General features: G+C 48.5%; 32 protein-coding genes and 2 pseudogenes. 4 read left to right on the forward strand and 30 right to left on the reverse strand.

What is annotated here, in order from left to right; genetic code table 11:
* The 10 genes and pseudogenes from ACESZP_RS11880 to ACESZP_RS11925 form a co-directional block, all read right to left on the reverse strand.
* The coding region (locus ACESZP_RS11880) for a VirB4-like conjugal transfer ATPase, CD1110 family (RefSeq protein ID WP_499709110.1) at nt 1-1124 on the reverse strand (1124 nt) is incomplete at its 3' end.
* Nucleotides 1081-1536: a PrgI family protein gene (locus ACESZP_RS11885; protein ID WP_158436405.1), complete on the reverse strand. Its 456-nt coding sequence runs from the start codon at nt 1534-1536 to the stop codon at nt 1081-1083. The genes ACESZP_RS11880 and ACESZP_RS11885, both read right to left, overlap by 44 nt.
* A gap of 20 nt (nt 1537-1556) precedes the next feature.
* On the reverse strand, nt 1557-2426 hold the full coding sequence (locus ACESZP_RS11890) for a VirB6/TrbL-like conjugal transfer protein, CD1112 family (RefSeq protein WP_004797480.1): 870 nt from the start codon (nt 2424-2426) through the stop codon (nt 1557-1559).
* Between the two features lie 68 nt (nt 2427-2494).
* Nucleotides 2495-2713: a Maff2 family mobile element protein gene (locus ACESZP_RS11895; protein WP_003525154.1), complete on the reverse strand. Its 219-nt coding sequence runs from the start codon at nt 2711-2713 to the stop codon at nt 2495-2497.
* Between the two features lie 216 nt (nt 2714-2929).
* A pseudogene (locus ACESZP_RS11900) lies at nt 2930-3754 on the reverse strand (VirD4-like conjugal transfer protein, CD1115 family); the annotation flags it as partial.
* 86 nt (nt 3755-3840) lie between these two features.
* Nucleotides 3841-4206, reverse strand: a complete 366-nt coding sequence (locus tag ACESZP_RS11905) for a hypothetical protein (protein WP_024724752.1) — start codon at nt 4204-4206, stop codon at nt 3841-3843.
* Nucleotides 4207-4283: 77 nt separating this feature from the next.
* On the reverse strand, nt 4284-4457 hold the full coding sequence (locus tag ACESZP_RS11910) for a transposon-encoded TnpW family protein (protein WP_431978759.1): 174 nt from the start codon (nt 4455-4457) through the stop codon (nt 4284-4286).
* Nucleotides 4458-4521: 64 nt separating this feature from the next.
* A complete protein-coding gene (locus ACESZP_RS11915) occupies nt 4522-5385 on the reverse strand; it encodes an ATP-binding protein (protein ID WP_007860224.1) in 864 nt (287 codons plus the stop codon).
* Nucleotides 5382-6131, reverse strand: a complete 750-nt coding sequence (locus ACESZP_RS11920) for a phage replisome organizer N-terminal domain-containing protein (RefSeq protein WP_025487921.1) — start codon at nt 6129-6131, stop codon at nt 5382-5384. The genes ACESZP_RS11915 and ACESZP_RS11920 overlap by 4 nt, the downstream gene beginning before the upstream one ends.
* A gap of 113 nt (nt 6132-6244) precedes the next feature.
* On the reverse strand, nt 6245-6643 hold the full coding sequence (locus ACESZP_RS11925) for a cysteine-rich VLP domain-containing protein (protein WP_007860226.1): 399 nt from the start codon (nt 6641-6643) through the stop codon (nt 6245-6247).
* 126 nt (nt 6644-6769) lie between these two features.
* Between ACESZP_RS11925 and ACESZP_RS11930 the strand changes: the two genes are divergently transcribed.
* Nucleotides 6770-7048 (forward strand): type II toxin-antitoxin system RelB/DinJ family antitoxin, encoded by a 279-nt coding sequence (locus ACESZP_RS11930; protein WP_005924829.1) that lies wholly within the window; start codon nt 6770-6772, stop codon nt 7046-7048.
* Nucleotides 7045-7335, forward strand: coding sequence for a type II toxin-antitoxin system YafQ family toxin (locus ACESZP_RS11935; protein WP_002596328.1), 291 nt, complete (start codon nt 7045-7047; stop codon nt 7333-7335). Before ACESZP_RS11930 ends, ACESZP_RS11935 begins: the two co-directional genes overlap by 4 nt.
* A 107-nt stretch (nt 7336-7442) precedes the next feature.
* On the opposite strand, the gene mobQ is transcribed toward ACESZP_RS11935, so the two are convergent.
* From mobQ to ACESZP_RS11960, 5 genes are all read right to left on the reverse strand, one after another.
* A complete protein-coding gene (gene mobQ / locus ACESZP_RS11940) occupies nt 7443-8888 on the reverse strand; it encodes a MobQ family relaxase (protein WP_142692029.1) in 1446 nt (481 codons plus the stop codon).
* Nucleotides 8889-9074: 186 nt separating this feature from the next.
* Nucleotides 9075-9365, reverse strand: coding sequence for a DUF3847 domain-containing protein (locus ACESZP_RS11945; RefSeq protein WP_025487920.1), 291 nt, complete (start codon nt 9363-9365; stop codon nt 9075-9077).
* 28 nt (nt 9366-9393) lie between these two features.
* Nucleotides 9394-9855, reverse strand: a complete 462-nt coding sequence (locus ACESZP_RS11950) for an RNA polymerase sigma factor (RefSeq protein ID WP_024724758.1) — start codon at nt 9853-9855, stop codon at nt 9394-9396.
* A 10-nt stretch (nt 9856-9865) separates the two neighbouring features.
* Nucleotides 9866-10318 carry a sigma-24 (feci) gene (locus tag ACESZP_RS11955; RefSeq protein ID WP_024724759.1) on the reverse strand — a complete coding sequence of 151 codons (453 nt, stop codon included), beginning with the start codon at nt 10316-10318 and terminating at the stop codon, nt 9866-9868.
* 103 nt (nt 10319-10421) lie between these two features.
* Complete coding sequence (locus ACESZP_RS11960; RefSeq protein ID WP_024724760.1) at nt 10422-10835, reverse strand: RNA polymerase sigma factor; 414 nt, start codon at nt 10833-10835, stop codon at nt 10422-10424.
* Nucleotides 10836-10860: 25 nt separating this feature from the next.
* Here ACESZP_RS11960 and ACESZP_RS11965 point away from each other — a divergent pair, with 25 nt between their 5' ends.
* The gene (locus ACESZP_RS11965; RefSeq protein WP_499709111.1) at nt 10861-11052 is read left to right on the forward strand and encodes a hypothetical protein; all 192 of its coding nucleotides are present in this window, start codon (nt 10861-10863) and stop codon (nt 11050-11052) included.
* A gap of 260 nt (nt 11053-11312) precedes the next feature.
* Here the strand turns inward: ACESZP_RS11965 and ACESZP_RS11970 are convergent, their stop codons facing one another.
* From ACESZP_RS11970 to ACESZP_RS12000, 7 genes are read right to left on the reverse strand one after another with little or no spacing between them, the layout of a single operon-like run.
* A complete protein-coding gene (locus ACESZP_RS11970; RefSeq protein WP_024724761.1) occupies nt 11313-11696 on the reverse strand; it encodes a metal-dependent transcriptional regulator in 384 nt (127 codons plus the stop codon).
* On the reverse strand, nt 11696-13459 hold the full coding sequence (locus ACESZP_RS11975) for an ABC transporter ATP-binding protein (protein WP_081732973.1): 1764 nt from the start codon (nt 13457-13459) through the stop codon (nt 11696-11698). The genes ACESZP_RS11970 and ACESZP_RS11975 overlap by 1 nt, the downstream gene beginning before the upstream one ends.
* Nucleotides 13432-15171: an ABC transporter ATP-binding protein gene (locus ACESZP_RS11980; protein WP_024724763.1), complete on the reverse strand. Its 1740-nt coding sequence runs from the start codon at nt 15169-15171 to the stop codon at nt 13432-13434. The genes ACESZP_RS11975 and ACESZP_RS11980 overlap by 28 nt, the downstream gene beginning before the upstream one ends.
* Nucleotides 15164-15826: a hypothetical protein gene (locus ACESZP_RS11985; protein WP_142692028.1), complete on the reverse strand. Its 663-nt coding sequence runs from the start codon at nt 15824-15826 to the stop codon at nt 15164-15166. Before ACESZP_RS11985 ends, ACESZP_RS11980 begins: the two co-directional genes overlap by 8 nt.
* Nucleotides 15807-17300, reverse strand: a complete 1494-nt coding sequence (locus ACESZP_RS11990; RefSeq protein ID WP_024724765.1) for an ABC transporter ATP-binding protein — start codon at nt 17298-17300, stop codon at nt 15807-15809. Before ACESZP_RS11990 ends, ACESZP_RS11985 begins: the two co-directional genes overlap by 20 nt.
* On the reverse strand, nt 17300-18040 hold the full coding sequence (locus ACESZP_RS11995) for an energy-coupling factor transporter transmembrane component T (protein WP_025487918.1): 741 nt from the start codon (nt 18038-18040) through the stop codon (nt 17300-17302). Before ACESZP_RS11995 ends, ACESZP_RS11990 begins: the two co-directional genes overlap by 1 nt.
* Nucleotides 18040-18645: an MptD family putative ECF transporter S component gene (locus tag ACESZP_RS12000; protein WP_015533385.1), complete on the reverse strand. Its 606-nt coding sequence runs from the start codon at nt 18643-18645 to the stop codon at nt 18040-18042. Before ACESZP_RS12000 ends, ACESZP_RS11995 begins: the two co-directional genes overlap by 1 nt.
* A gap of 294 nt (nt 18646-18939) precedes the next feature.
* Between ACESZP_RS12000 and ACESZP_RS12005 the strand changes: the two genes are divergently transcribed.
* Nucleotides 18940-19923 (forward strand): helix-turn-helix transcriptional regulator, encoded by a 984-nt coding sequence (locus ACESZP_RS12005; protein ID WP_024724767.1) that lies wholly within the window; start codon nt 18940-18942, stop codon nt 19921-19923.
* Nucleotides 19924-19983: 60 nt separating this feature from the next.
* Here the strand turns inward: ACESZP_RS12005 and ACESZP_RS12010 are convergent, their stop codons facing one another.
* The 8 genes and pseudogenes from ACESZP_RS12010 to ACESZP_RS12045 form a co-directional block, all read right to left on the reverse strand.
* Complete coding sequence (locus tag ACESZP_RS12010; protein WP_024724768.1) at nt 19984-20337, reverse strand: TnpV protein; 354 nt, start codon at nt 20335-20337, stop codon at nt 19984-19986.
* A 26-nt stretch (nt 20338-20363) separates the two neighbouring features.
* Nucleotides 20364-22244: a recombinase family protein gene (locus ACESZP_RS12015; RefSeq protein ID WP_142692027.1), complete on the reverse strand. Its 1881-nt coding sequence runs from the start codon at nt 22242-22244 to the stop codon at nt 20364-20366.
* Nucleotides 22245-22334: 90 nt separating this feature from the next.
* A pseudogene (locus tag ACESZP_RS12020) lies at nt 22335-23354 on the reverse strand (type IV secretory system conjugative DNA transfer family protein); the annotation flags it as partial.
* Nucleotides 23351-23851 carry a PcfB family protein gene (locus ACESZP_RS12025; protein WP_007886614.1) on the reverse strand — a complete coding sequence of 167 codons (501 nt, stop codon included), beginning with the start codon at nt 23849-23851 and terminating at the stop codon, nt 23351-23353. The gene ACESZP_RS12025 and the pseudogene ACESZP_RS12020, both read right to left, overlap by 4 nt.
* 84 nt (nt 23852-23935) lie before the next feature.
* A complete protein-coding gene (locus tag ACESZP_RS12030) occupies nt 23936-24355 on the reverse strand; it encodes a DUF4313 domain-containing protein (protein ID WP_499709112.1) in 420 nt (139 codons plus the stop codon).
* 12 nt (nt 24356-24367) lie between these two features.
* Nucleotides 24368-24679 carry a DUF5720 family protein gene (locus tag ACESZP_RS12035; protein ID WP_002576241.1) on the reverse strand — a complete coding sequence of 104 codons (312 nt, stop codon included), beginning with the start codon at nt 24677-24679 and terminating at the stop codon, nt 24368-24370.
* A 22-nt stretch (nt 24680-24701) separates the two neighbouring features.
* Nucleotides 24702-25448, reverse strand: a complete 747-nt coding sequence (locus ACESZP_RS12040; protein WP_002576242.1) for a BRO family protein — start codon at nt 25446-25448, stop codon at nt 24702-24704.
* A gap of 34 nt (nt 25449-25482) precedes the next feature.
* Nucleotides 25483-26361, reverse strand: a complete 879-nt coding sequence (locus ACESZP_RS12045; RefSeq protein ID WP_002576243.1) for a DUF6017 domain-containing protein — start codon at nt 26359-26361, stop codon at nt 25483-25485.
* Nucleotides 26362-26396 lie beyond the last annotated feature (35 nt).

Raw genomic sequence — 26396 nt, forward strand, 5'->3', positions numbered from 1 at the left:
TTCTGGGCAATAGAGCCTGCCTGAAAGATGTTGTTGCCAAGCTGACGGGGATTGTCCGCTGTGTTCAGCACCAGAAAGGTCAAAAGGAACATTCTCTCGTTGCGGCTCTGCAAATCCTGCAAGAGTTTTTTCGCTTCACTGCCGTAGGTAGCAAGGTCAGATGGAATGATGTCCATGTCGTATCCGGCACGGACTGCTTTTTTCTGTTCCTCGATCTTGCTGCGGTCCAGGTCGGTAATCTTTCGCTTTACCGTTTTGATGGCTTTCACCTGATCCACCGACTGAATGTGCATACTCACAATGAGCGAACTTTCCATATCCAGAAAATCAGCCAGCAAACGGTCATTCAGTTCCGGTGCGAGGATCTGCAAAAAAGAAACAGCTCCGTATTTCTTACCCATACGAAACTGCTTGCCGGTGCGGAACTCAAAAGAGCTTGGTGCAATAAAATCCTTTGTGGACAGACCGGAAGGAGCCAGCCAGTCCCATTCAAACTGAAACGGGAGTTGTTCATCCATGTGGAATACCGCATGAAGCTGAAAAAGCCTTTCTTTACCGTCCAGCGTTCTGGCAGCTACACCAAGACGCTTGAAGTTATTAAGTATATCGGTCTCAATACGCTCCAGACGGGGCTTGGCGGCTTTGATGCTGTCCGCGTCGATACCAAAGGTCAGGTATTTGGTCTTGATGAGACCGTTGTTACCTCTGGCCAGCTGATTTTGCAGCATTGTGGTGTATTCCTCGCGGATACTGTCAAAGGCGTCCCTCTGGGTCGGGATGGAAATGGAGTTAGCAAAGGTCTCCTCCGATGCCGCAAGATTCAAAAAAGATAGCTGGAAATGAATCGAGCTGTCAAAATAATTGAGGAAATCACACCACCCCTCAAAGATTGCTGTCTTATCTTCGTTTTGGGAGAGCTGATAGTTGATGTCCTGAAACTGGATGGTCTTTGTGTAGTGGCTGTCCGATACGCGGCAGATTCCGTCCGGCCACATCCGTTCATAAGGGATACTGTCCTGCGCAGATTTTCCTTTTTTGTCCGTGCGGTTAGCGCGGGCAATGGCCGCTTCGATCTGCTTCTTATCGGCGCGGGACAGCTTTTTCTTTGTCTTTACCGGCTGCACAGTTTTTTCCTCGGTTTTTCCGAATATCCGATGCAGCCATTTTTTTATTGCGGTGAACAATGTCATACACCTCCTTATCGAGCATTTCCTGCCGCTTTAATACGGCATAAAAGTTGTTGGTCTGGTAAGGTCGCTGCTTTGGACGGATCACAGCTACTTTGAGAATGTTGCCCACGATCTTTTCCAGGGGCTGTCCATGCTTTTCGTACATAGCCAGCATAAAGAAGGGCAGCATAACCAGCATCATACACATAGCCGCTACACTGTTTCCGGTAGGTTTTCTGAGCAAAAAGAAAAGCGGTACGCCAATAAGCGCTCCGCCCGTGAAGCAGATAAGCTGCCGCTTGGTCAGATTGAACATGACCTTTGTTTTGACTTTTGTTAAGTCCTTGGGTACGGGTACATAAGCCAATGTGGAAACCTCCTTCCGTTTTAGTGTGCCTGAAAGACTGATTTGGCGAGACTGCCTGTTTTGAACAGCGTAAAACATAGCAGTACGGTGTAGCCCACGCAGCTCCAGATTGCCATGATGATGTCATCTTCCAGAGCGATGTTCTGCACCAGCACAGCATAAATTGCCACGCAGACGATAATGAGAAACGCCTGAAAGCCCAGTGCCAGCAGGGATCTGAGGTAATTCTGTCCCATACCGCCCCATTCTTTGCCCATCATTGCAGCCATTGGAACGGGAGCCACCGAAGTTACAAGGTAGATCTCGATCATACGGCCATAAATAACGATAAAGATACAGATATACAACGCCCACATGGTAATGCCAATAAAGAGGGATTGGAACCACAGTCCGAACAGCGGTCCCAAATCCATTTCCATCAGCCTCGGTTCCAGATCGGTCATAACTGAGGAAATGTCAATGGACGCATCCGAATTGATAATCCCTGCCGCCTGCGCCACCACGCTCTGCGCCATATCAAAGACGCCCATCACGATATTCCATGTGTTTGTGACAATGAGGATGGCGGCAGCTGATTTGAACACCCACTTGAAAATCATCCAGGTATCCACATCATGCAGGTTGTTCTTGTCTGCAATCATCTGGATCAGGTCTACGGTCATCACGATAGCCAGGATCACACCTGCAATCGGCACCATGATGGAGTTTGACAGATTCTCAATCATGCTGAAAATACTGCCATTCCATCCCTGTGGGGTCTGGCCTACCTGTACGGATATATCCGCGACCTGCTGATTTACACTGTCAAACATCCCCGAAAGGTTGCTCATAATGCCGCCTACCAGCATTTCTTTCAGCCAATTTGTCAGGGCTTCAAGTAAGAAATCCATACGGTGTCAACCTCCTTTCCGCCGCCCCGCAGAACTGCGGGAGCGGCAAGGATTTCATGCAGGAACGCTTAGACAGAGAACAGCCCGGAGAGCAGAGGTACAAGAACCATACCAACAACGGCTACACCAGCACCGGCCATAAGCTGCTTCATTCCCTGAGACTTGGCGCCAGGGTTGTCGTTGCCGTAACCTTCCAACAGGTTGATGACACCCCAGATACCAAGACCAGCACCCAGAGCGATAACGAGAGTCTGAAGAACGGTAATTGCCTGTTCAAAAAATGCCATAAATAATATTAGCCGGAATCATTTGAATGATTAGTTAGATTTGTTTCATAAGCGCACAAAAGCCGGAACAATCTGCCCTCGATATATGAGAGCCTGATTCCGGCTGTCCTCCTTTTTCATTATTTTGTTGATGATTGTCCGCTTTGTACGCCAATGGCCTCAACAGAGGCAGTTGCGGCAAATAGATACGATCACTCCTTTCTCAGCGGAACCGTATTACACGCCCTCCGTGTCTACTTCATATACATCGCAGACCTCATCAGGCTTGAGTTTTAGTCTGGCAGACAAAAATGCTTCAATATCAAAGGTATTTCGCTTGTCTGCATCAGCTGTGTATTTGAAATTAGGGTGTCTGGTAATGTCATACTTGTCTGAAAGAAACGGACGCACACCGCGCAACTGCAAGATGCACTTGCCGCCATCCATAACTGCCAGCTCGTCCTGGCTCATCAGCTCTTTTCCCAATTTCTGATAGTTGAGCGAGTGGGAAGTCTCCCGTCCCCGGCTCTCTCCGGTGTTGTAAGTGTCTATGGTCTCCTTTCCCAGAACAGCCGCCAGCTCTTTCAGCGTTGTTGGTTCTTTGCCACCCAGGAAGATGGAAGTATCCATATTGCCGATGATGGTATCGGCATTATCTTTGTAAATTGCCTTGAGCTGGCTCTGTGCCTGCAACACCAGACAGGCAGAGATTTCACGGCTTCGGATGGTGGCCACCAGCTTTTCCAGCTTCGGAATCTGCCCGATGTTAGCACACTCATCAATCAAACAGCGCACATGAACCGGAAGCCTGCCGCCATACACATCATCGGCCTTTTCACAAAGCAGGTTGAATAACTGGGTGTAGCACATGGAAATGAGAAAGTTAAAACTGTCATCCGTATCACTCATAATGAGGAACAGAGCCGTTTTTCTGTCTCCCAGCGTATCCAGTTCCAACTCATCGTAGGATGTAACCTCGCGCAGCTCCGCAATATCAAATACGGCCAGACGCGCACCGCAGGAAATCAAAATTGACTTAGCTGTTTTGCCAGAGACAAATTGTCAAGGACTTTTTCATCAAATTCACAAAAAATCCACAAAAAAGGTGCCAGAAGCACCGTATGGCTCCTGACACCTCGTTTGATAGATTACATTTTTCCGTTCAGCAGGTCTTTGCAGAGATACGCATAGTCTGGCAGCTGGTTGATATATGGCTCCCAGCGCCGCTTGATTTCGGCCAATTCCAGCGGATCGGCTGCTTCCAGTGCATGATCGTTGCCTGTCATATATAAAACATCCGTAGCAACATCATCCAAACACCTGCCGCAGAGATCGGCGGCTGATTCGATTCTGATACCGGTATCCACATAGACTGGATTGACGCCAATCGCCAGCCAGACATAGCCTACCTTGTCCGACCAGAGCAGTTCAAAATCAGGGCTTTGCCGCAGATGTTCCGCAAAGATCTCCTTTACTCGTTCAATTTCATGCTTCTCTTTTTCTGTGTAAAGCATTTTCGTGTCCTCCTTGACAAAAATTTTGGTGCGTACCATCATCAGTTTAGCACAAGGCGGCTTCGTTTATCAGTCTGTCACATCTGCTGAATTTCATTTTTGAGCATACGCTTGATTTTATCGCTCATGGTTTCTGTGCTGGTATTGCTGAAATGGACATGAACCTTGTAGGTTGTCTTGCCGATTTTCTTTACCATCGCTGGCGTGTTTTCCGGCGCTCTGGACACAGTAGCGGCGTCTGCCGCCTGCATAGTACGGGGTTCTTTGTTCATGGCGCTCCTTTCTTTGAGCGGGTCTGTGCCGCCCGGTAAAAAATCAGTCGTGCTTACTGTTTACAATGTCTTTTGCTGTCTGTCGGGTAGCACCGGCATTTTCTTCCCGGAAATTCTTCCCGTCAAAGAGAATCGGCGCACACCGTTCCAGAATACGGTCATAGATACGGGCGTGGGCCAGATCAGGCGGGTTTTTCAGCTCGGACAGTTTCAAGTTTGTTGTGATAATCATGGGCCTGCGGCTGCGATAGCGGCTGTCGATGACGAAAAACATCTGCTCCATAGCATATTCGGTACTGCGCTCTACACCCAAATCGTCAATGATAAGCAAGTCATACTCATCAAAGCTGGCAATAAACTCCGACCTGTCCTCAGCGAACATCCCGGTCAGGCGGTTCAGAATGGTGGGAAAGTTCGTCATCAGCACCGGCACATCCTGGTCAAGTAGAGCGTTGGCAATACATCCGGCGAAAAAAGACTTGCCGGTTCCCACATCTCCAAACAGCAAAAGCCCGATATTGCTCTTATATGCCTCTTTCCAGTTCTCCACATAGGCATGAGCCTTGTCCATCAATGGGTTTTGCCCGTTATCATTGGAAAATGTGTAGTCGTACAGATAACGGTCTTGCAAGCCCTGTGCCTTTCGGCGTTTGATACGCTCCATACGGCGCTGCCGTTCTTCAGCAGCCTTGCGCTGCTCCTCAGCTTCCCGCTGGCACTGGCAGATGCAACGCGGCATAAAGTAGCCGGATTTCCCAAAGCATGGCACAACGGTCTGCCTCTGGCCGCCGCATTTCTTACAGTGAATGAGCCCGTCTGACAAGTCTATATACTCGTCCTCAGCCAATTCCACACCGGCAGCTGCCTTGTCGATGAACGCCCGGATTTCTGCGGTAATCTCAATCATACAGTTTCATCCTCCTTTACGCTGTAATCCCGGTTGCGTGAGGGTGTGACAGTTTTTTTAGCGTCCTCACCGGCCCAGCGCCGGATGGTCGCTGCATGGCTCTGATAACGCTTGCCGGTAGAAGCCATGTACTCGGACAGTTTTTCGATGTACTGTTCCCATACAGCAGGAAAACTGGCCTGCAAGTCAGCCAGTTCTTCATCCGTCAGGAAAATATTCTGGTAACGGCCATAGGTGTGGGAAGGGTGCCCCATTTCAGGGCGTACCTTCTCTATCTCTCTCTTTATCTTTATCTCTTTCTCTAACTCTATCTCTATCTCTGGTGGACGAATGTCGGACAAATGTCCGCCACTTGTCCGGAGCGCAGAAAGAGCCTTATTTTGAAGCCTTGCAGCCCGCTTTCGCTCAGCCTCGGTAGAGGACTGGCCGATTAAAAGTTCGATGTTGCTCATGTAGAATGTGCCGCTGTCCAGCACTTCCACAAGACCCAGCTTCAAAAAGATTTGCAAGGCTCTCTCCACAGTGCCGATCTGCTGGCGGGTGATGGTGGCGATTATCTGCGCCGTGTAAGGAATGCCCTCGTCAAGCTGGAGCCGCCCGCCATGTTTCAGCGATTTCAGATACAGCTTGAGCAGAATGTTAGAATACAGCACACCGTCCTGCATACTTTCCAGCAGCACGATAGAATCATCGTCAAAATAGTTTTCTTTGAGTTTCAGGTAATAATATTTTCGATTGTCTGACATAGGGTTCCTCCTTGGGGATTCTCTTGGGATTCTGTACGCATTTTAAGGCTATTTTAGGAGTCAGAGGATAAATCTATCAGCCTGCCTTTGACACCCTCGAAAAAAGCCTTGATTTACAAGGGTTTTTCAGCCCCTAAAGCGTGACATTTCTCCCGTTGTTTCCGCTTGCGCTTTGCGGCGTTGATCCGCTTCATGCGCGCGGCACATTCCGGGCAATATTTGGCCCTGTTAGAACCGGGGGTAAACAGCGCCCCACATACAGCGCATTTCTTAGCATTCAGTCGGTGGAACAGCGCCGTTTCCAGTTCCTTATCCTGCGGCAATACCGCCGCCCGAAACCACCTGCACAACAGGGAGTAGGAAATGGACTGGACACAGATGCATTCCTCCCCATCGTCCAGGGCGATACAGTTTCCGTCAATGTAGTTACAGCACTCATGCACCAGCCTCCGCGCTCTGCGGTACTGGCGGTAATCCATGACAGGGATAGGTTCAGTCTTGTTGTTCTTCATAAATGATTTCTTTCATAAAGCGTGTAACCTCCTCGAATGAATTTATTGTTAAATATTCGTGCAAAGTATTGTTTTCTTCGTGCAAATGGCATATACTATAATTGCCAGCAGAAAGGGGTTGATCGTATGGCTGGAAATACCACAAACATCAGTATCCGCATGGACGCAGATTTGAAAGCGCAGGCGGACGCACTGTTTACTGAACTTGGCATGAACCTGACTACGGCGTTTAACATCTTTGTGCGCCAGTCGCTTCGTGAAGGCGGCATTCCCTTTGAAGTAAGGCTGGAACAGCCGAACAAAGAAACGGTTGCTGCCATGCTGGAAGCGGAAAGGATTGCAAAAGACCCGTCTGTAAAGGGCTACAATGACCTTGACGAGTTGTTTGCTGACCTGAAAAGATGAAAGAAACCAAATATACCGTCAAGTACACGACCAGTTTCAAAAAAGACTACAAACGAGCCATAAAGCGTGGCTTGAAGATTGAGCTGCTGGAGCAGGTCGTAGCATTGCTGGCAATGGGCGAACCGCTGCCGGATAAGAACCGCGACCATGACCTGTCCGGCGATTGGGCAGGCCATCGGGAATGTCATATTCTCCCGGACTGGCTGCTTGTCTACCGCATAGAGGATGATGTTCTGGTGCTGACGCTGGCCCGCACCGGCACACACAGCGACTTGTTCGGCAAATAAACAGTCTGCCGCCGTATGGGGAAACCTGTACGGCGGTTTTTCTGTATGCAAAGGTATGTCGTGAAACGCGACACACTTGACAGGGGTACGCCAAAACGCGGTAGCCTTTACCGCTCCGGCCCACGGTCGTGAGACTTGTCCCTTTCCTGTCGGGACAGCTGCTCGGCGGTTTTGCGGAGCCGTTCCACTGCTTTCAAATCCTCCCTCATGGATTTCATGGCAAGCGTGTCCGTCTGCTTTCCGGCGGTCAGCTGGTCGATCTCCCGCTGCCATGCCTTCGGGGTGATCCCCTCGCCGCTGTCTTTCAGTTCTTTCAGATACCAGGCTGCTGCGTCATACAGGATCAGTTCCCGGCTGTGGCGCTGCTCAAACTGTTCCCGCTTTTCCGGCTTTACTTTGGCAAGCTGCTTGTGGATGGACTTGTACTGGTTGTACTGTTCCCACATCTCCCCGCGTTCGGTAAGAATGGCGATCCGGCGCTCAGCCTTGACGATCTTTCCGCGCAGGTCATAGTAACGGCTGTTCATATCAGCGATTTTTTCATGAAGCTGCTGCATAGACTGGATGCCGTTTGCCTGCAAAAAGCTGAATAGTGCAGCGCTTTCCTGCAAAGCCCGGATTTTGCCGGTGCGGGTGTGGGGAGCGTTCAACTGCTGCTGAGCCTCCCACAAAGCTGTCAAGCTGCTTTGCTGTGTTTGTGGTTTTTCCGTTTCGGCTTTCGACCAGCGATAAAGACGGGTAATGCGGGCTTTAATTTCTTTCAGCAGTTTGTTGTCGGCGGCGATCTGTCGGTTTACTTCCCCCTTGTCGGTGCGGATACCGCGATTTTCCATTTGGCTGGCAGCTGGCCCCAGATGGACAGAGGGGATTTTATCAATTCCCTGCCGCTTGTAACTGCGGTGGTCAATGCGCTCCGGTCTGCCGGCAGATTCCAGCGCCCGGTTGGTGCAGGCCGCCCACGCTGCCCTCCAAATCTCCACATTCCCTTTATCGTTCCAGTTGGTCGTATCCTCCCGATGATTTTTCCAGCCGCCTTTCCCATCCGGGATACGCTGTCCGTTCTCGTCCAGATCGTATGCCTTGCGGCACTTTGCACCCCACTGTCCATTTTCTTTCAGAGGCCGGAGCGTCAGCATGATATGGACATGAGGGTTGCCGGTTCCCTTGTCATGGATAGCAAAGTCAGCACACATTCCTTTGTCTACAAAGTTGTCCTTCACATAGGCGCGCACAAGGGCAAGCTGCTGTTCACCGGACAGTTCACGGGGCAGAGCTGCCTCAATCTCACGGGCAAGCTGGCTGTCCCTTGCTTTCTCGATTTGCTCCACGCTGTTCCAGAGGATAGAACGGTCTGCAAATTCCGGCGGCGCGTGGGCAGGCAGCATGATCTCCGCATGGACAATGCCGCCTTTCCGGGTGTAGTCGTGGGTCATTCCATCCCATTCATTTGTCAGCTTGGTTCCGCTGCGGTAAGCAGCTGCGGCAACGGCAGAACGGCCCGCGCTGCGCTTGATGATACTGACGGGGATATGACAGAAATCTATGGGGAACACCTCCTTTCAGTGAGGGGATAACAGGCTCTGTGGAGCCGGACAAACGCAAAGCGGGTGTCTGGCTGCGCAGAGCGCACAAGGGGGTTGGGGAGCGTAGCTTCCCATCGCGGACGAAGTACGCAACGCCCTCGGCAGGGCGCACAGCACCGGCAACGGTGTATAAGTGCGCCCTTGTAAACAAGGGACTTATGGCGTGTCCCCGGATTTTGGCAGGTTTGCAGTCAATTCCGCAGCCCCCGGAAGATGGGACAGGGCAATCAGAAATGTTTTGACCTCTGCGCTGGAAAGGTCGGGAGCCAACTGGAAAATCCCCTCCAAAATGGCTCCGCGCTCAATCAGGCGGCGGGTACGAACCCTGCGTTCTTCGTTCCGCTGCTTGTTCTCCAAAATCTTCTTTCGGTTTTCAAGCTGCCGGATCTCCTTCAGGACTTTCTCCCGTTCTTCTTTTGAGGGGTGGGCTGTAATTTTTTCGTTCATGTCAGGCACCTCTTTTCTTTGAAAATACTCATAGATTGACCGTCCATTTCTGTCGAGCAAAGTACCGGCGCAGCCTCCGCAGTGCAGCGTGGATGGATTTTCCCGCCTGTGATGGTGTGATACCATCCATTGCGGCAATATCTTTCACTTTCATACCCAGCATATAGCGGGCATGGACACGGCGAGCCTGCATAGGCGGCAGGGAAGAAATGGCTTCGTACAATCGCCGTATCAATTCTTCGTATTCGGCTAATTCTTCTTTTTCTATCAGGTAGTCTTCCGGCGATGGCTGCGCCCAGCCGATGGCGGCATTTTCGATTCCATCGTTACAATCGAGGGAATAAAACGCCTTATACCGGAACATCTTGCGATCTCTGGCGGCCTCGGCTCTCTTGTCCAGAAGAAACGCTTCGACGATCTCATCGGACACCTCCACAAAAATGTCCTCTTTGCAAAATGGATAATATTGTTTGAGATTGATGGTCTGCATAGGCACGCCCTCACTCTGTTTGAAAAAGGCCATCATAGCAGCGGCGCATATTCCGCAGACCTCGACGGATGGCAACGCTGACCTTGCTGCTGTGGATGCCCTCTCTCCGGGAGATTTCCGGCTGCTTGATACCAGCAATGTAGTAGGCGTGAACACAGCGGGCCTGTGTCGGAGTGGCATGAGCCAGAGCCACCGGCAAGGCGGCAACCAGCCGCAGGCGGGCGGCCCGTTCCTCACGCTCCACCAGAATATCCTCCGGCGATCTGCCGTGTTCCAGCGCGTAGTTCTCCGTCCAGCTATATGCGTCCAGGGAGTACCAGGCGCGGTGGTAGACCTTCCGGCGCTCATAGTTGTTCATCTCGCGCTGGGCCTGCCGCATGGCCTCCCAGACCTCGTCGCTGACCTCTACAAACTCGTCATGCCGGTAGTGGGGATACATCCACCGCAGATTGATTGTTTTCATAGGCTTACCTCCTGAAAATCGGAGAGGCGGGCAGCTTGTCCGCTGTCCGCCTCTCGCTGAGATAAGGGAAATGATCCCTTTCACTTGATAGCCCGAAAACAGGTCATTCGTTAAGCCTGTTCTCAAAGAAATTTATAAATTTTTTTCTGACCGCCTCCACACTTTGATAAACAGCCACTTTGGAGCAGCCGCACAGCACACCGATCTCTGCAAGGCTCAGCCCGTCAAGCGCATAGAGCAGGAACCGGCGGCGCTGGGCCTCGGTACAGGTGTCCAGAACAGCCATCAGCTCATGCAGCGTTTCCATGCGGCAAAGGTATTCCTCCGGCGTTTCACTGTAAACGCCCACGCCCTCGGTAAAAGCTATGTACTCGTCAAACTCCCGCCCGTCCCAATGCCGCCGCTGTTCATGGAACAGGTTCTCCGTTTTATGATCGGCCCGGTCAAGAAATTCATAGACTTCCAGCGTAACCTCCACGGCCACAGCTTGTCCGTTATAATTGATGGTAACTTCCATCTGCCTTTCCTCCATTCAGATTTTTTTGGTAAATCTGAATGGGGCGGCGGAGAACGGCACTGGGGCCAGAGTTCGGGCCATGCTGGCCCGATGTTACGGCCCCACAGGTATGAAAAAACGCCCGGACAGCAGAAAGCTATTCGAGCGCAAAAACTCCAATATTCACTTACAGAATGACAATTTTCGCACCGGCTGCCAGACGGAGCCTGTTCGTTGACTGGGCTTTTTTTGACGGTAGTGAAATATCGTCTGAATTTGTCGGCGGTCAATGTGCTTCATGGCGGTTCCCTCCTAAAGCCGCCGTGTCAGCGTGTAGTCGTCACTCCTTTGTCGAGGGCATAAGGAACGGCGGCCTTGATGTTACTCAAAACCGCCGCAGTACCTGGAAAATCCATTTTGGGCGCACAAAGCTGCCTGCCCTGCAACGGTTTTTTTCTTTCCCCGTCTTGCGGGGCAGGATCGCTTGTCTTATTTGGTTTAGGTTTGTTCCTGTTCGGCTGCCTCTTTCAGCCGTGAAAAGCTCTCATCGCTGATGATGTGTTCAATCCGGCAGGCGTCAGCCTCCGCAGTCCTGGGGTCAACGCCTGCGGCGATAAGCTGCTCGGTAAAGAAGCAGTGACGCTCGTAGATTTTTTCGGCTACCTCGCGGCCCACATCGGTCAGATGGAGAAAGTGATCTTCGTCCATAGTGAGAAAGCCGCCGTCCCGCAAGATAGCCACTGCATGGCACACGCTGGGCTTTGACACCTCCATGTGCCGGGCCACATCTACGGAGCGTACCATACCGCGTTTCTTTTGGAGAACAAGGATGGTTTCCAGGTAGTCCTCCCCGGACGCATGAAGTTTGTTCTTGCTGCTCATTATGCCAGCTTCCAGTTTTTAATAGATTTCTCTTTTTCCCACATAGTTTGATAAAGCGGCACGGTCTGCAACAGTTCTTCATGTTTCCCACAGCCTTGCAATATGCCGTCAGATAGGACAAGTATCTGATCTGAATTTTGGATATAGGACAAAGTGTGTGATACAAGGAACACCGTCTTGCCCTTAATCATTTCTTCTATGCCCTTCTGTATTGCTACGGCATTTTCGGCATCCAGACTGGACAGCGCCTCATCTAAAAGAATGATCGGGGAATCTTTCAAAATTGCCCTCGCAATAGCGACGCGCTGACGCTCTCCACCGGAAAGGCTTGCGCCGCCCTCGCTGATAACCGTTTGATAGCCCTGTGGGAGCTTTTCTATAAATTCGTGACAGTGAGCCTTTTTTGCCGCCTCTACCACCTGCTCGTCCGTTGCGCTCTGGTTTCCCATTCGGATATTATTCATCATGGTATCCTGAAAAAGATATACTTCCTGAAAAACGACACTCACATGACGCACCAGATCACTATGCTTTAATGTTGCCGCATCTTTCCAATTCAACAGAATCCGCCCGTTTTTCGGCGTCACGAATCCCGGAATTAAATTAAGGAGAGTGGATTTGCCGCTTCCAGAAGGACCCACCAATGCAGTGATCGTTCCGGGTTTAGCTGAAAAACTTACATGACTAACTGCGTCACGCTTTCCATCATAGCTAAACGATACATTTTCAAACCGTACATCGGCTTGTGTATCTGCAAACTGTGTAGTTCCCTGTTTTTCATTTTCGGTCGGCAGGTTGTTGATTTCTGCTATATTATCCAACGATGCGTTTGCAAGATTCATCATGGCAAAGGAACCCATCAGAGCTTCCAGCGGACGGTAAAAAATAATACCCATGATTGCAAAAAACAAATAGGTTGCCGGGGCTAATGAACCAGAACGAACCATTGCAATGCCAACACCCAAACTCAAAAACAGGCCCAGATTCAGGCAGATTTTATAACCCATGCTCCAATTCGTCAGCGTCGCTTCATAACGGTCAGAAGCCGTGCAATATCCGTTCACCTGCTTCTCCACGAGCTTACCGGATTGCTCCAGCCGGTATGCCTTGATCGTTTCCATGCCCTGTACATATTCCAGCGTGGAATCAATCATTGCCACCTGCGTATTTTTCTTCTGCTCTCCCAGTTGAACCATGCTCTTTTGAAACTGCTGGTAGAGGATATAGCCGGGGATGATCCCCGCAAACAGAAGAAGCGCCATACGCCAGTCCACACTAAGCAGCATCAGAGCAAATACAACCGTCATGATCATGCTGGAAACGAAACCGGCAATAATCTCCATGATATTCATTTCCACGAAACTTAAATCAGTTGTAAACAAAGATGTAAGCTGGCTGATCTTGTCTTTTGTAAAGTAGTAGAGCGGAAACTGTTTGATTTTCGCCGCAATCGAAAGACGTTCATCCCGCATCATGGCATAAGATACCGGGCGCTGTTTTGCAATCGTAAAGTAATAAAAAACAAAATGCAGGACAGTATAGACCAGAAACATAAGGCTATACTGCATCAGTTTTTCCTTTGTAAACGAGCCGCCCAAAATATCTTTTATCGCAAGGAACAGCATGAAATATATCGCGCCCTCACAAATTGAGGTCAACGCCTGAAACAGCCACGCAAGATAAAGCTGCTTTTTGCGCTCGCCTGCAAGGTCTAAGAATTTCCTTATCATAGCAATCATGCGTTTACACCTCCCATTTTCCATTGATCGGATTGTTCAAAGGCCGCCCACATATCCTGATACGGGGAGCAACGGTTTATCAATTCATCATGTGTGCCGCAGTCAATCACTTTGCCCTGTTCCAGAACCACAATCGAATCAGCTTCCTTGATACTGGAAAGACGGTGCGCTATTACAAGTACGGTTTTTCCCTCTGATAATTTAGCTAGCGCCTTTTGCAGTAAATCTTCATTGTCGGCATCAATGTAAGCCGTTGCCTCGTCAAGAATCACGACCGGCGCATTTTTCAGAATCGCCCTTGCCAATGTGATTCTCTGTTTTTCACCGCCGCTCAACTTGGTTTCCTTGTCTATCACTGTGTCATAGCCCTTTGGAAGCCGCATAATAAAGTCGTGACATACGGCATCCTTGGCTGCCTGCATCATTTCTTCCTCCGTGGCCTCTGGGTTTCCCATCATAATGTTATCCCGGATGCTCTTTTTGAACAGGAACGTATTCTGGGTCACAAAGGAAATCTGGGACATCAGATCGGATAGCGGAATCTGGTTCAGCGGTACGCCGCCCATACAAATCTGTCCCTCGGTTATATCCCAAAACCGGCAGATCAGGCTGGCCGCTGTACTTTTGCCGCTGCCGGAAACACCGGCGAGCGCCGTTACTTTTCCGTCAGGAACAGTAAATGAGACATCTTTTAATACCGGCTGTTCTTCCCCATAGGAAAATGTAACGTGTTCAAACGCAATCGTGTGGTCGGCAAGTTCTGCCTTTGAGGTCGTATCCGCCATTTCATCCAGCTTCAGAATTTCGTCTATCTTTTTTGCAACAGAGGCGTTCATGCCGATATAATCAAAGTTATTAGAAACAGTTTCCAACGGAATCAGCATGGCAAGCCCCATAAACAGATACATAATATAGCTGGCCGCTGTCACGCTGCCGGAGAGGTACATCAAACCGGCAAGCGGAAACAGGAACACAAGGTTGCTGTTTAAGTCGGTATGATTGAAAGCAACATATTTCAAGCAGCTTTGGAACCACTCTGTTACAACGGTGCTGTAAGTGCGGATGCTTTCTGACAGGCGGCCATAAGTGGATTCGTCGGCAGCAAATATCTTCAGTTCTTTCATACCGTTGACATATTCCACCGTCTTAACGCTGACATCGGCAAACGCCTGATTAAATTCGTCCATTTTTTTCATCTGAACGATAATCATAAGAATACCGACAAGAATAAACAGAACGACCGGAATCAGCATGATACCGGTTACCCTGATGTCCAATATCACCAGAAGGATTTCCATACACAGCGGTACAGCGAGGCCGGAAATAATCTCTGGAATGTTATGGGCGTAAAATGTCTCCAACTGTTCCATATTGTCCATAATGATCGTTTTGACCTGCCCGGATGCCGTTGTTTTCACATAGCCCATTGGTAAGCGGGCAATTTTACGGAACAGCTTTTTACGGGTTTCCCCCAATGTCTGGTAGGCTACCTTGTGAGAGATTTTTGTGCCGGTTCCAAACAGCAGATGTTTCAAAATGATTGCTGCGGCAATCAGGCACACATATTGAAAAAGATTCTCTGTCCGTTCATTCAGAAAACAGGTCACAATACCCCAAACGCCCAAATAGGGCAGGATGCCGCACAAAACAGACAGGACGCAACAGATTACTGCGCCAAGCAGACGACGCTTATTTTTCTTATCAATTAGTCCAAACAGGGCTTTTACATCATCCATTACAATTCATCTCCTCCTTGTGGAATAGTGAAATCCCAAAATCTGTCCGATATTCCATTTTGCCAACCAGATATAACAGTAGTTCCATGACTTTAATGCGCATAAGATAATTGCGGTACTGTTCCGGCAGCAAGAGCAGTTCGGTAAAAATATGCTCCACGCTTTTTGTCGCGGGTGCTATAAAGCAACCGCCCGCTGTAAAAAGCCCTTGAAAATCCATGTCCTCGTCAAACGCGATTGTCCCCAGCATGATATTCAGGCTGTTTATGATCTGCGGCAGATAAACCACCACTGAAACGCCAATAAAAGGTTCTTCCCCAAAATCACAGCTTTTCAGGTGGCTTGCACCATTGAAAACAGAAATATAATGGTCGCTCATAATCATCGCTGGCTGGTCGCTGAACAGCATATTCATTTGCCCATGAAAGCAATAGGTAACTTCAATAAAACGATCTTTACATTGGATATTCTTTTGAATTGGAGTTGTAATATAAACATTACTATAAACAATTTCAGCACCGGGCATCACTTCAAAACTCTGCATGGTGCCCTTCCCAAATTTCGGAGAAATTGTATATATCTTTGAATCTTTTTCAACGGAACAGTTACCGATCAGCTCATGGAAGAACAGAAGGTCATTTTCCATTCTCCGCAAAGTTCTGCCTCCTTTCTGACCGCAAGAAAAAATCGCGTAGCCGATGCAGATTGTCGGGGGAAAGTAGGTAATCTTCCTGCTGTTTTCCGTTATCCAAATGAATCACTCTTGTACAGGCTGCCGCTAAAAATTCGTAATCATGGGTTACAACAAAAATTACCTTTCCCATTTTAGAAAGCGTTTGAAATAGCCCCGCAACTTGAATCATGCTGTCATAATCAAGTCCGCTAGTCGGTTCATCAAAAATTAAAACGTCCTTACGGCATACCATACTGACTGCCACGGCCGCACGCTGCTTCTGACCCCCGGAAAGTGTATTGGGATGATGAGTACGGTACTCATAAATACCCAGCCGTTCCATTGCCTGTTTTGCTGCGTCCAGATCAGGATGCTTAATTCCAAATACACATTCCTTTTCCAATGTATCGGCAAATAACTGATAGCTTACGTCCTGCATCACCATATAGGAGCGTTTTAACCGGCTCTTTGCGTTCAGTTCTTTACCATCCCAAAGAATCTGCCCCGTATAGTTTGTGTGCAGGCCGCATAGTGTTCTGGAAAATGTAGATTTCCCGGCTCCGTTATGCCCGATAATTCCTATGATTTCTCCCGGCGCCGCACTCAAATTCAAATCGTCCAGAACCGACTTTTTCTTATAGAACAAGGATAAGTTTCTGACTTCCAAAATCGGCTTTTGAGAATTTTCAGCAATGGCCCTTGGCTGTACCTTTGACAAATCTAAAGCGCGAAGTCCCATACTGTGCCGCTGTTCTTCAGGAATAGAAAGAAACTGGCTCGGAGAAAACACAGCAGATATAGCCCCGTTTTCCATATACACAATGCGGTCAACTAATTCCCTCAGATAATAAATCCTATGTTCTGCAATTAGAATGGTCTTGCCTTGTTTCTTTAGGAGTTCAAGTGTACGCCGCAAATCCTCAATAGCATCCATATCCAGATTGGAAGATGGTTCATCTAACAAGTAAATACTCGGAGACATAGCATAGATGGACGCAAACGCCACCTTTTGTTTTTCACCGCCAGACAATTCAAATATGCTTCTCCCGGTCAAATGGGCTATATCCAAATCCGCAACTGTCTTTGAAATGCGTTCTTTCATTTTTTCCCTTGGATAAGCCAGATTTTCCATTCCAAAGGAGATTTCACTGTCTGTATCTACATTAAAAAATTGAGAGCGTGGATTTTGGAATACAGACCCCACATGCTCGGACACTTCATACATGGGATAATCCTGTATATCTTTACCGTCAACATAGGTTGTGCCGGTGACTTCTCCCGGATAAAAGTATGGAATCAGGCCATTTACAAGACGGGTCAATGTGGTTTTTCCACAGCCACTTCGCCCACACAACAGCACACACTCACCTTTGTTGATTGTTAAATCAACATCGCGCAGTCCGCCATTTTGTAATGATTCCTGATAGGTAAAGGAAACCTTGTCAAAACGAATCATTAGCCTGCACCCCCTTTCAATTTCAGCCAGACCGACACTGACATAAACAAAGTGAACAGGAGAAAGCATACGGCATCCGCAATACTAAAGTGGATTTCCTGCAAGCAGGTTCGGGGCTTCGGATTTTCCAGCCCCCTTGTAACAGCCGCCGCCGACAATTCATCCGCCACTTTCAGTGCTGACATCATCATCGGAACATAGATACATTCCACTGTTCGGGCCTGATGGGTCAGTAGACTTTTGACGGTTGGAGCGACATCGCGCATCCGCATGGCGTCTCTGATATAGCCCCAGTCCTCATGTACCATGGGGAAATAGCGGAGCATGACCGTCATAGGGATAACCATTGCTTTGGGCATGTGAATACGGTTCATGGCCGCCATAAATTCATTTACTCTTGTCGTGCTGACTAAAATACCTCCGAGCATGGCACAGGGAAAGATTTTACGGATAAATACGGTAAATGTTACAATCGCAATCTGCAAAGTCCCTGTCAAATAATTTGTTCCAATGATATGCAGAACAACCATTCCCGCATAGACAGCAGCCATTCTTACCGTAAACCGCTTTGCTCCTACAAGGATGCCGAGAATCACAACGCATACAACCAGCGCAATCTCATAGAGTAAAGAGGGCGCAAGGAACAACGCAACATTTCCGACGATCAACAGATATAGTTTTGTGCGAGGGTCTAAATGTAATGTGGCAAGTGTGTCCTTTGTTTGCAGTTGCATCTCCATTACACTACTCCGGCCTTTTCAAAATGCTTTTTCAATAGTTTCTGGCCTACAAGACCGCTGATAGCAGCACAGATTAACACGCCGATAATCATTGCCGGGAGCATCCAGTTTTGTGCGGTTGAAACCATTGTGTCCATATAGGTCTGCTCTGTTCCCTTTTCTACCAAATATTGCACATAGGCGTCGCGGTCAAACCAAAGCATACCGTAGGAGAAAACCGGGCTGAGAACAAAGATCATGTAAGACAGCAGGTTACGCCCTTTGTTTCTAAAGTTCCCGGAACCGGCCAGCAGATCGGCCACAACGCCGAGAATACAATATGCCAAACACATAGACCAGTACATACCGAGTACGAACAGTACACCTCCTACCAAAATACCGGTGACAATGATTGGGCCATGCTTCGGCACCTTTGCCAGTATCAGCATATAAACCGGGCCGCACAGCAGCGCAATAGACAGCGGGCAAAGGAAAGTCAGTACAGGGAAGAACCCAAAGATAGCCTCGCCAATCATGGCGCATACCATGTACAAAGCAGCAAGGATGCCGGTGGTAATCAAATCACGCACAGACAGCCCTTTTTTCATTTGTTGTGAATTAGACATTTTCAAAGTCCTCCTAATTATTATTTACTGGCAGAAGCCTCATTGACCTACGCACAAAATCGTGATAGAATTGCTGTGATTAGAGTCAGCTAACCAGCCAGTAATGTCATTCTACTCAGTGATTTTTTGGGTGTCAAATCCGGCAAAAAAGGTCAAAACAGGAGTTAAAAGTGGAAAAACAACCGGATATATCAGTGCTTTTTGTGGTTTTGCTGACAGCCTTTGCGACATTTTGGAGCATAAAAAAAGATACTGCGGATTATTCCGACTACATAAGAAACGGGGGTGAGCAGGATGCAGACCGATTCTACACAGGCCGCGCACGAATTAGGGGATGCTTCTTTTTATCTGCATGATTATCATTTTCGACAGGATAATCATAATGGAATCTGCACCTTGCAGCCGCAAAACAGACAAGGCTATGGAAATATCTATCAGGTTCAACCGACAGATGGATTATTCCTGTCAACCGGAAGCTGGATACCATACGCCTCAATGGAACGCAAATATGAGATCAATCAAAAGCTGGTGAAAATTTATTATTTGGAATCCGGCGGTGTTACCCTGATCCAGAATGGGCGGAAAGCCCAACCTATCACAGAGGGAATCCACCTTTATCTAAATAAGCCGTCACAGGGGCGAGTATTATATCAACCCAATATACCAATCAGCTATGCGTCAGTTTTGCTGTTTGAAGATTACATAGAGAAAAATCTGCAAGACCGTTTTACCCCGGACGATTTTGACTATGCAGAGGTTTATGATTGGAAAGCTTTTGATTATAATACCCCGGAAATTGGAACCCTGTTTTTGCAGATACGGGATAAACTGATTGCTGGCGAAACCTCCCGTCTTTACTACGAAAGCAAAGTAGGTGAACTGCTTTCTATTGTAGCAGGCAACTTTCATAAACAACGACAGGAGATAGCATCTAAACAACAGCCTCTTTCCAAACAAGAGAAAAAGGCGCTGGAATCTGTACGTCAGGCCATTGAACAGAATGTTTTGAACCCGCCGGAAGTCTCACAGCTTTGCAAAATAGCAGCGATGGGACAGACCAAACTTCGAGAATCATTCAAAGCCATGTATGGTGTTCCTATTGGGGCTTATATCCGACAGGCAAAAATGCGGTATGCGCTTTTATTGATGTCAAAACCGAATTTGACAATCGGCAATATTGCAGAGCATTTGGGCTATGCCAATGCAAGTAAATTTGCGGCCACTTTCCGTAAAGTTTATGGAAAATCCCCAGAAGAATATAGGAATCAAAAAAGATGAAGTCAGTCTATTTACACTAACTTCGTCTTTTTGATTATATTGTAATTTATTGTTAGGGAATCAGTCGTTAATCAATTCTGCTAATATGATTTCTTCTGCCTGCGCTTTCAGCGTGTTCATCAGCCCCATCCAGCGCATAGGGTCACAGGCTTTCAGTTCCTCCGTGACACCCGCAACTTCCATCATGTGAGGCAACATGGTTTCCACACGCCCCTGTGCTGTCCGCTCAATCTCTAACAGGTGTGGATACAGCTTCTCGCTCATCAGCAGATGGTTGTAGAGAATGGGGCGATGTTCCTTTAGGTAGGATTTTCGCATTCTGCCGTACTTGCCGATAGAAGTTTCCGGCTGTTCAGAAAGTTTTAGGTTGGGTATATCATAATCTCCACAACGAATGTAAGTCAACTTACTCATATTCATTCTCCTTTGCTTCGTGATGATTAGACTGCTGCGCTGGCTGCTATGCTGCCTTTGCGTGGTTCTTCTTTCGGCAGCTGTCCGACAGTAGAAAAAACGCCTTTTTTCATATCCTCAGCCCGGATCAGGGCTTTCTTAGCGTCCATTTCCGCTTTTTTCTTCGCCTTGATTTTGTCCTCATACTGTTTCTGTGCGCCGCTGGCTTTCCGCTTCAAATAATTCTGATGAAGCCTGTCCTTGCGTTCTTCTTTTTTCTGCAGTTCTTCCTGTTCCTCCGGGGTTAAAGGAACCGGCTGTAAGGATGGTGGGATATAGCGTCCTAAAAAATTGAAGTAGATTTCAATTTCCTGCGTGGTGTCCTGGCTGCCTTTTCGGGCGCGTTCGTGGACAAGGATTTTCTCTACAAACTCGTTGAGCATGGTGTTTGTCAGCGTGTCAAAATTCTCATACTTATCAATCAGGGCTATAAATTTCTCTGCGGATTTCTGGCTCTGCTCATAGCCGGTAACAGCCTTTTCCAGCTCCGCAATTTCAATCTCAAGTGCGTCCTGCTCTTTGGCATACTGTGCATCAAGCGCCCTATATCGTGCATCCGACAGCTTGCCGAGGGCATTGTCCTCATAGATTTTGCAAATCAGTTTTTCCAGTTCTCCGGTTCTCTTTTGAGCAGCAGCCAGACGCCTGCGCTTTTTCGATATATCGGCACTCTGTTGAGCAACCTGCGTTTCCTGAACGGTGTGAATAAATTCCGTCCGGTCATTTCTGGAATATTCAGCGATAGCCCGGAGCGTGTCAGAAACCAATGTCAGAACAGCACTCTCATTGATACGGTGTTGTGTAGGGCATAGTGTCCCACACGGAACTTTGGTATAATTGGAACAGGTATATTGAGAAATCCGCCTGCCATTGTTGATGCGGTGGACATACATCTTGCCGCCACAATCGGCACAATAGAGCAAACCTGTGAGGGGAGCCGCTTCGCCCCAGCCGTTTGGATAACGCCGTACATTGCTGCGGATTTTCTGCGCCAAATCAAAGGTCTGCTGGTCGATAATGGCTTCATGGGTATTCTCAAAGATCGTCCATTCATCCTCAGAAACATAGTGGCTTTTCTTGTCCTTAAAGTGCTTGCGGGTCTTGAAATTGATGGTATGCCCTAAATACTCTCGTTTTTTCAAAATGTTCACGATGGTAGATGATCCCCATCCATAGGGGTCTTTGACCGGCTTTGAACGGTTCACACCTTCGTTGAATCGGGCAAGGTGTACGACAGGAATTTCAATCCGGTCTGCGGACAACTTGCAGGCGATCTGGTAAGGCCCATATCCCTCCAGCGTGAGGGAGAAGATACGGCGTACCACTTCGGAAGCTTCCTCATCTACCAACCAATGCTCCCGATTTTCATCCCACAAGTAGCCGTAAATCACAGTGCCGGTCAGGTGCTTGCCACTCATGCCTTTTGACTTAAACACAGAGCGGATTTTCCGACTGGTATCACGGGCGTAAAACTCGTTCATAATGTTGCGGAAAGGGGTAAAATCATCATCGCCTTTCAGACTGTCCACACCATCGTTGATGGCAATCAGCCGGACGCCGCGTTGCCGCAAAATCTCCATGACCTGGCCGACTTTCAGATAATCGCGCCCCAGGCGGCTCATGTCTTTTATGACGATGGCCTCTACACGCCCTGCCTCCACTTCCTCCATCATCGCCAAAAATCCGGGGCGGTCAAAACGGGTGCCTGAGATACCATCATCGGTAAAGTGCGTAGGGTTGGGCAGCCCATTCCGGCGGGCAAAATCCTCTAACATCTGCTTTTGGTTGGATATGGAATTGCTCTCGCCCTGTAACTCATCGTCCCGGCTCAGGCGCTCGTACAGTGGGGTAATTTTTTCATTTCTCATGGCTGTACCTCCTGAAACAAAAATACTCTAAGTGATTGCTTCACTAACCATGACAAAATCATGATTAAGAAGTCACTTAGAGCATATATCACCGGCGGCCAGCTTATATTTCTTATACTGGCGCACCGCAAAGTGATTTGGCTTCTCGGCTTCCAGTGCATCAAACATCAGGTCTACGGGGTTTTTGAACTCCTCGTCATCCTCACGGACTTCCATGGCATTGATGAACTCAATGAGGGTGGAGAAGTTCTGCTCCTCCACCGGAGCCTCATAATGGATATAGCCAATAAGCGCGCAGTACAACAAGGTTTCTGCTTTTACCCAGAAATCGTCTCCGGCCTTGCCTTCGCCTTTGGTATTGGCGATCAGCGTTGTTACCAGCTTCAAGATGTCCTTTTCGCTATGGATATAGGCGAAAGGGTTATAGTGCATGGACTTCTTGAAGTTGATTGTATTTAGGACCTTGATTCGGTACGGCTCATAAATGACCTTGCCGTGCTTATCCTTCATGGGCTTTCCGTCCTTCCCCAGCTTGGGCGCACCCCTTTGGAGCATTTTTCCGCACTCCACCAGAATTGTTCCCTTCGGGTCCGTCACAACATAGGAGCTGTGCATCTGCATCAGGTTGGGTTTCAGCCAGAATCGGGTCTTACCGGAACCGGAGCCGCCAATCACCATTACATTTTTGTTTCTGGCAGTCTTGGGGTCCTTGGGGCGGCTGTTCATGGTCAGGCTCTCCGTTTTCGTCAGGATCACATTGTTCTGAAATACAGGATCAACGTAAGGTGCAATATCCTCACGGGTTCCCCAGCGGGCCGAACCATATTCCAAACCATGTCGATATTTCTTGGCGTTCTTGCTTTTAAGATACACCGCCAGCCTCAGACTGCCTCCACAACACAGTCCTACCAACAAGTCCAATGGATGCAGGCTTGGCCAGAAACTTTGCAGCGCCCCAGGCAGAACCGCAATCAGCGAAAGAAACTTTTCTGAAGCATCCGCCCCTTGTGCCATTCGCCATGCCTCTCCAAAATTGGTAGCAAACAGCCCCAGCAGGATATACGGCATATTCAGCAAAATGAGCTTTTTGATGTCCAATGTCTTTTTCATCGTTCCAGCTCCTTTCGCTTGGTGCGATCCACCACAGCATTTTTAACCATCTCTTTGAACTGGTTAAGTTTTGCCAGTACGGACGGGCGCTCTGTTTTCGTTGCCTTTTTGACCTTTTTGTTGGTGTACTCTGTAAAAGCTGCTGTCAGAGCATCTGCATCACGGCCTTTGAAAAAAATCAGGTACTTTGGCGGAGAACTGCTGCGGTCCTTTTTCACCGCATAATCCACACCATATTTCCGGGCGATTTTCTCAAACTCCTTGATAGAGGGGTCTGTGATCTCAATGTTGGATATTCCCTGATTCTGCCCGACAAGCTGCTTCACAGTCTGTTTTCCATGCGGAACAACCGGCGCATCACGGCTTCTCTGTTTTTCCAGTTTCTTTTCCTTTCGATGTGCCATGTACTTGCTTATGGCAGCCTTAAACATTCTGCCGGTAAACTTTGTTCCACTGACAACCAGCGTCAAAGTTCTGTTTTCCACTTCTTCCTGCATTTTCTCGCCTCCTTTCCACGAAGTTTGCAGGGAATCTCTTTTTTTGCTAAGGCGGAACCACCAGCCGCCGGAGAAAATATTTCTTCATCGCTCCATCCCGCGGTTCTTTTTCTTTACCGGCTTCTTATCCGGCAGATTCCACTCTTCCCGAAACTCTGCCACACCTTTGAGGTCAAATGCCTTCAACTTCTCCAGATCAAAGGCAACGGCAGAATATTTTCCATAACCGGACTGCACCTGATAGGGAAGCACCTTCCCCAACTTGTTCTCTTTGATGAATCGCAGCAGGTCCTTGCTGATGTCACCGGAAATAAACGCCTCTCCGGGGTCCAGGGAATATCCTGGTAGGTTCACCGTCATATCTGCAAACGCCTCTGCTCCATCTTCTGTATGGGTAATCATGCCGATATAAAGCCGCTGATTATTCGCATACATTCCAAGTTGCAGCGATATGGTTTCTTCCCCATATTCCCACTTAAAGGGTACTTTCTTTTCCTCATTCATATCGGATTCCTCCTATCGTATCTGTTCTTTGTGGTCATAAAACAAATCTCCATTTCTGACCTTTGCATGGCTGAGAATCTTGATCTGCCCATTTGCCTGACTGTCCAGAGCTTTTTCATAGCCTATATCTGACAAAAACAGGCGGGTGCGTTCTCCTTTCCAGCCAACCGGGGAGTCATGCGTCAGTACATCAAAAATAATCATGTGCCGGGTGTTCTCCGTAAATCGCTGGAGATCCATGTAGTCATGACCGTGATAGTTCTGCGCCCCGGCTTTCTGGCGCATTTCCTCCATCAGCTGCCCGATTGTTTTGCCTTCCTGCATAAAACCCACTTCCTTTCCGTTCTTATGAGACCAGCAAGATCATCTCCCGCAGCTGAGCAAAGTAGAGCTTTCCCTTTGGCGTAACCAGCGTGTAGGAGCCGGTATGCCCGTGATTGCAGTAGTCTTTCACACAGAACAGCCCCGTATTTTTCACATTGGCATAGGGCAGCACATTGCCGTATGCTGTGCGGTACACAAACCGTCGTTCTATCAGAAACCGAACAAACCGGCGCTCCGGGACATCCAACTCTTTGGCGGTTGTCCTGAGATTGGTGCTGTGCTTTAAGTCGATGAACAGGTCATAGAAAGCGGCTTTGCCCTCCAGCTGTGCATTTTCCTTACGCAGAGAAATATTTGCTTCACGCTCAGCCAACAAGTCTGAGCAGAGCTTCATCAGAGCCTCCGGGGAAGTAGCTACCTCCCAAAGCTTCTCTCTTGTGAGATAGGCCCCGTGCTTGCGAATGGTAGGCAGAACCTCATCGAATACCCACTGTTCAAACTGTTCTGCCGATGGCAATTTGCTGTGAACAATCAGGCGGTACAAATCTCCTTCGGGGATAAAAGTCATACTGATTTTGCGGTCGGGGCTTTGTGGGTGAGGTGCGTCGCGTTTCACGACATACCTACAATGGCGGATAATTGCATCGCGGGAATTGCTGTACCCCAGCGCAGCGGCCACATCCGTTCCGCAGAACAGGTATTTGCCGTTTTCTTCGATGACCCGGATACTGCCAAACTCCGGGTTTTTGAAAATTTCCATCTGGTTCATGTCGTGCCTCCTTTGGCATGATAAAAGGCGGCCTTTACCAGCCGCCTGCGTGCATATCGTGGTTGACCAATGAAGTGAAGTGATTATTCATGGTGGTAGGCGCATTGAACAGCACCGCAAGCAGGTACTGCTTCATGTTGCGTACCTGGGTGGTGTTCTTTTGCAGACAGTCCATGACAAACTCGATGTGGGAGCTGTCCAGTTTCAAAAAACGGGAACGCACGATCTCGTGAGGAAAGTCTGCCCCAGAGATCCGGGTGGTCTTTCGTCTGGCACAGACCGTTTCTACCAACAGCTCTACGATCTCATTCAGGTCATCCAGGTAGAGAGGATAACGCTGCTTCAGACAGTCATACTCGATATTCTCCAAAATCAATTCCCGATAATTTTCTATCTCTGTGACAGACATCGCATCTCTTCCTTTCCGTTCCGGCGGTCTTGCCGCCGCTGTTTCCCGGAAGGGAATGGAATCGGTACTTGATCCATAAGTAATTGATTTTTCTGTATTTGATTTCTCTATATTTAATTCTGCGGGCTTTTCCGTATCCGGTTTTACCATATCCGGGTTTTCCGTATCTGGTGAAACCACATCTGACGGCAGCATATCCAGCTTCTTTGGCTGTGGCTGCTCATAAATGATGTACTCGGTATCAGTAATACGGCCATTCGCACCGCGAAGCTGCCTGCGGACAATATAGCCAGCTGTTTCCAACTCTTTGAGCGCAGAGCCAATGGCGTCCACACCCTCCTTACAGATGGAAGCAAGCCCTCTTGTAGTGTAATTCCACTCCTCTGGGAGCGACAGGATCATGGAGAGCAGACCCTTAGACTTTAAGGTCAGCCCCTTATCCTTCAGATGATAATTTGACATAACGGTGTAATCGCGTGTCCGTTGTACGCGGTAGACTGCCATTCACTTCACTCCTTCCTGTGGTCAGAAAATAACAA

It is taken from the genome of Candidatus Dorea massiliensis AP6, from assembly GCF_964245105.1.
GTDB classification, from domain to species: Bacteria; Bacillota; Clostridia; order Lachnospirales; family Lachnospiraceae; genus Laedolimicola; species Laedolimicola intestinihominis.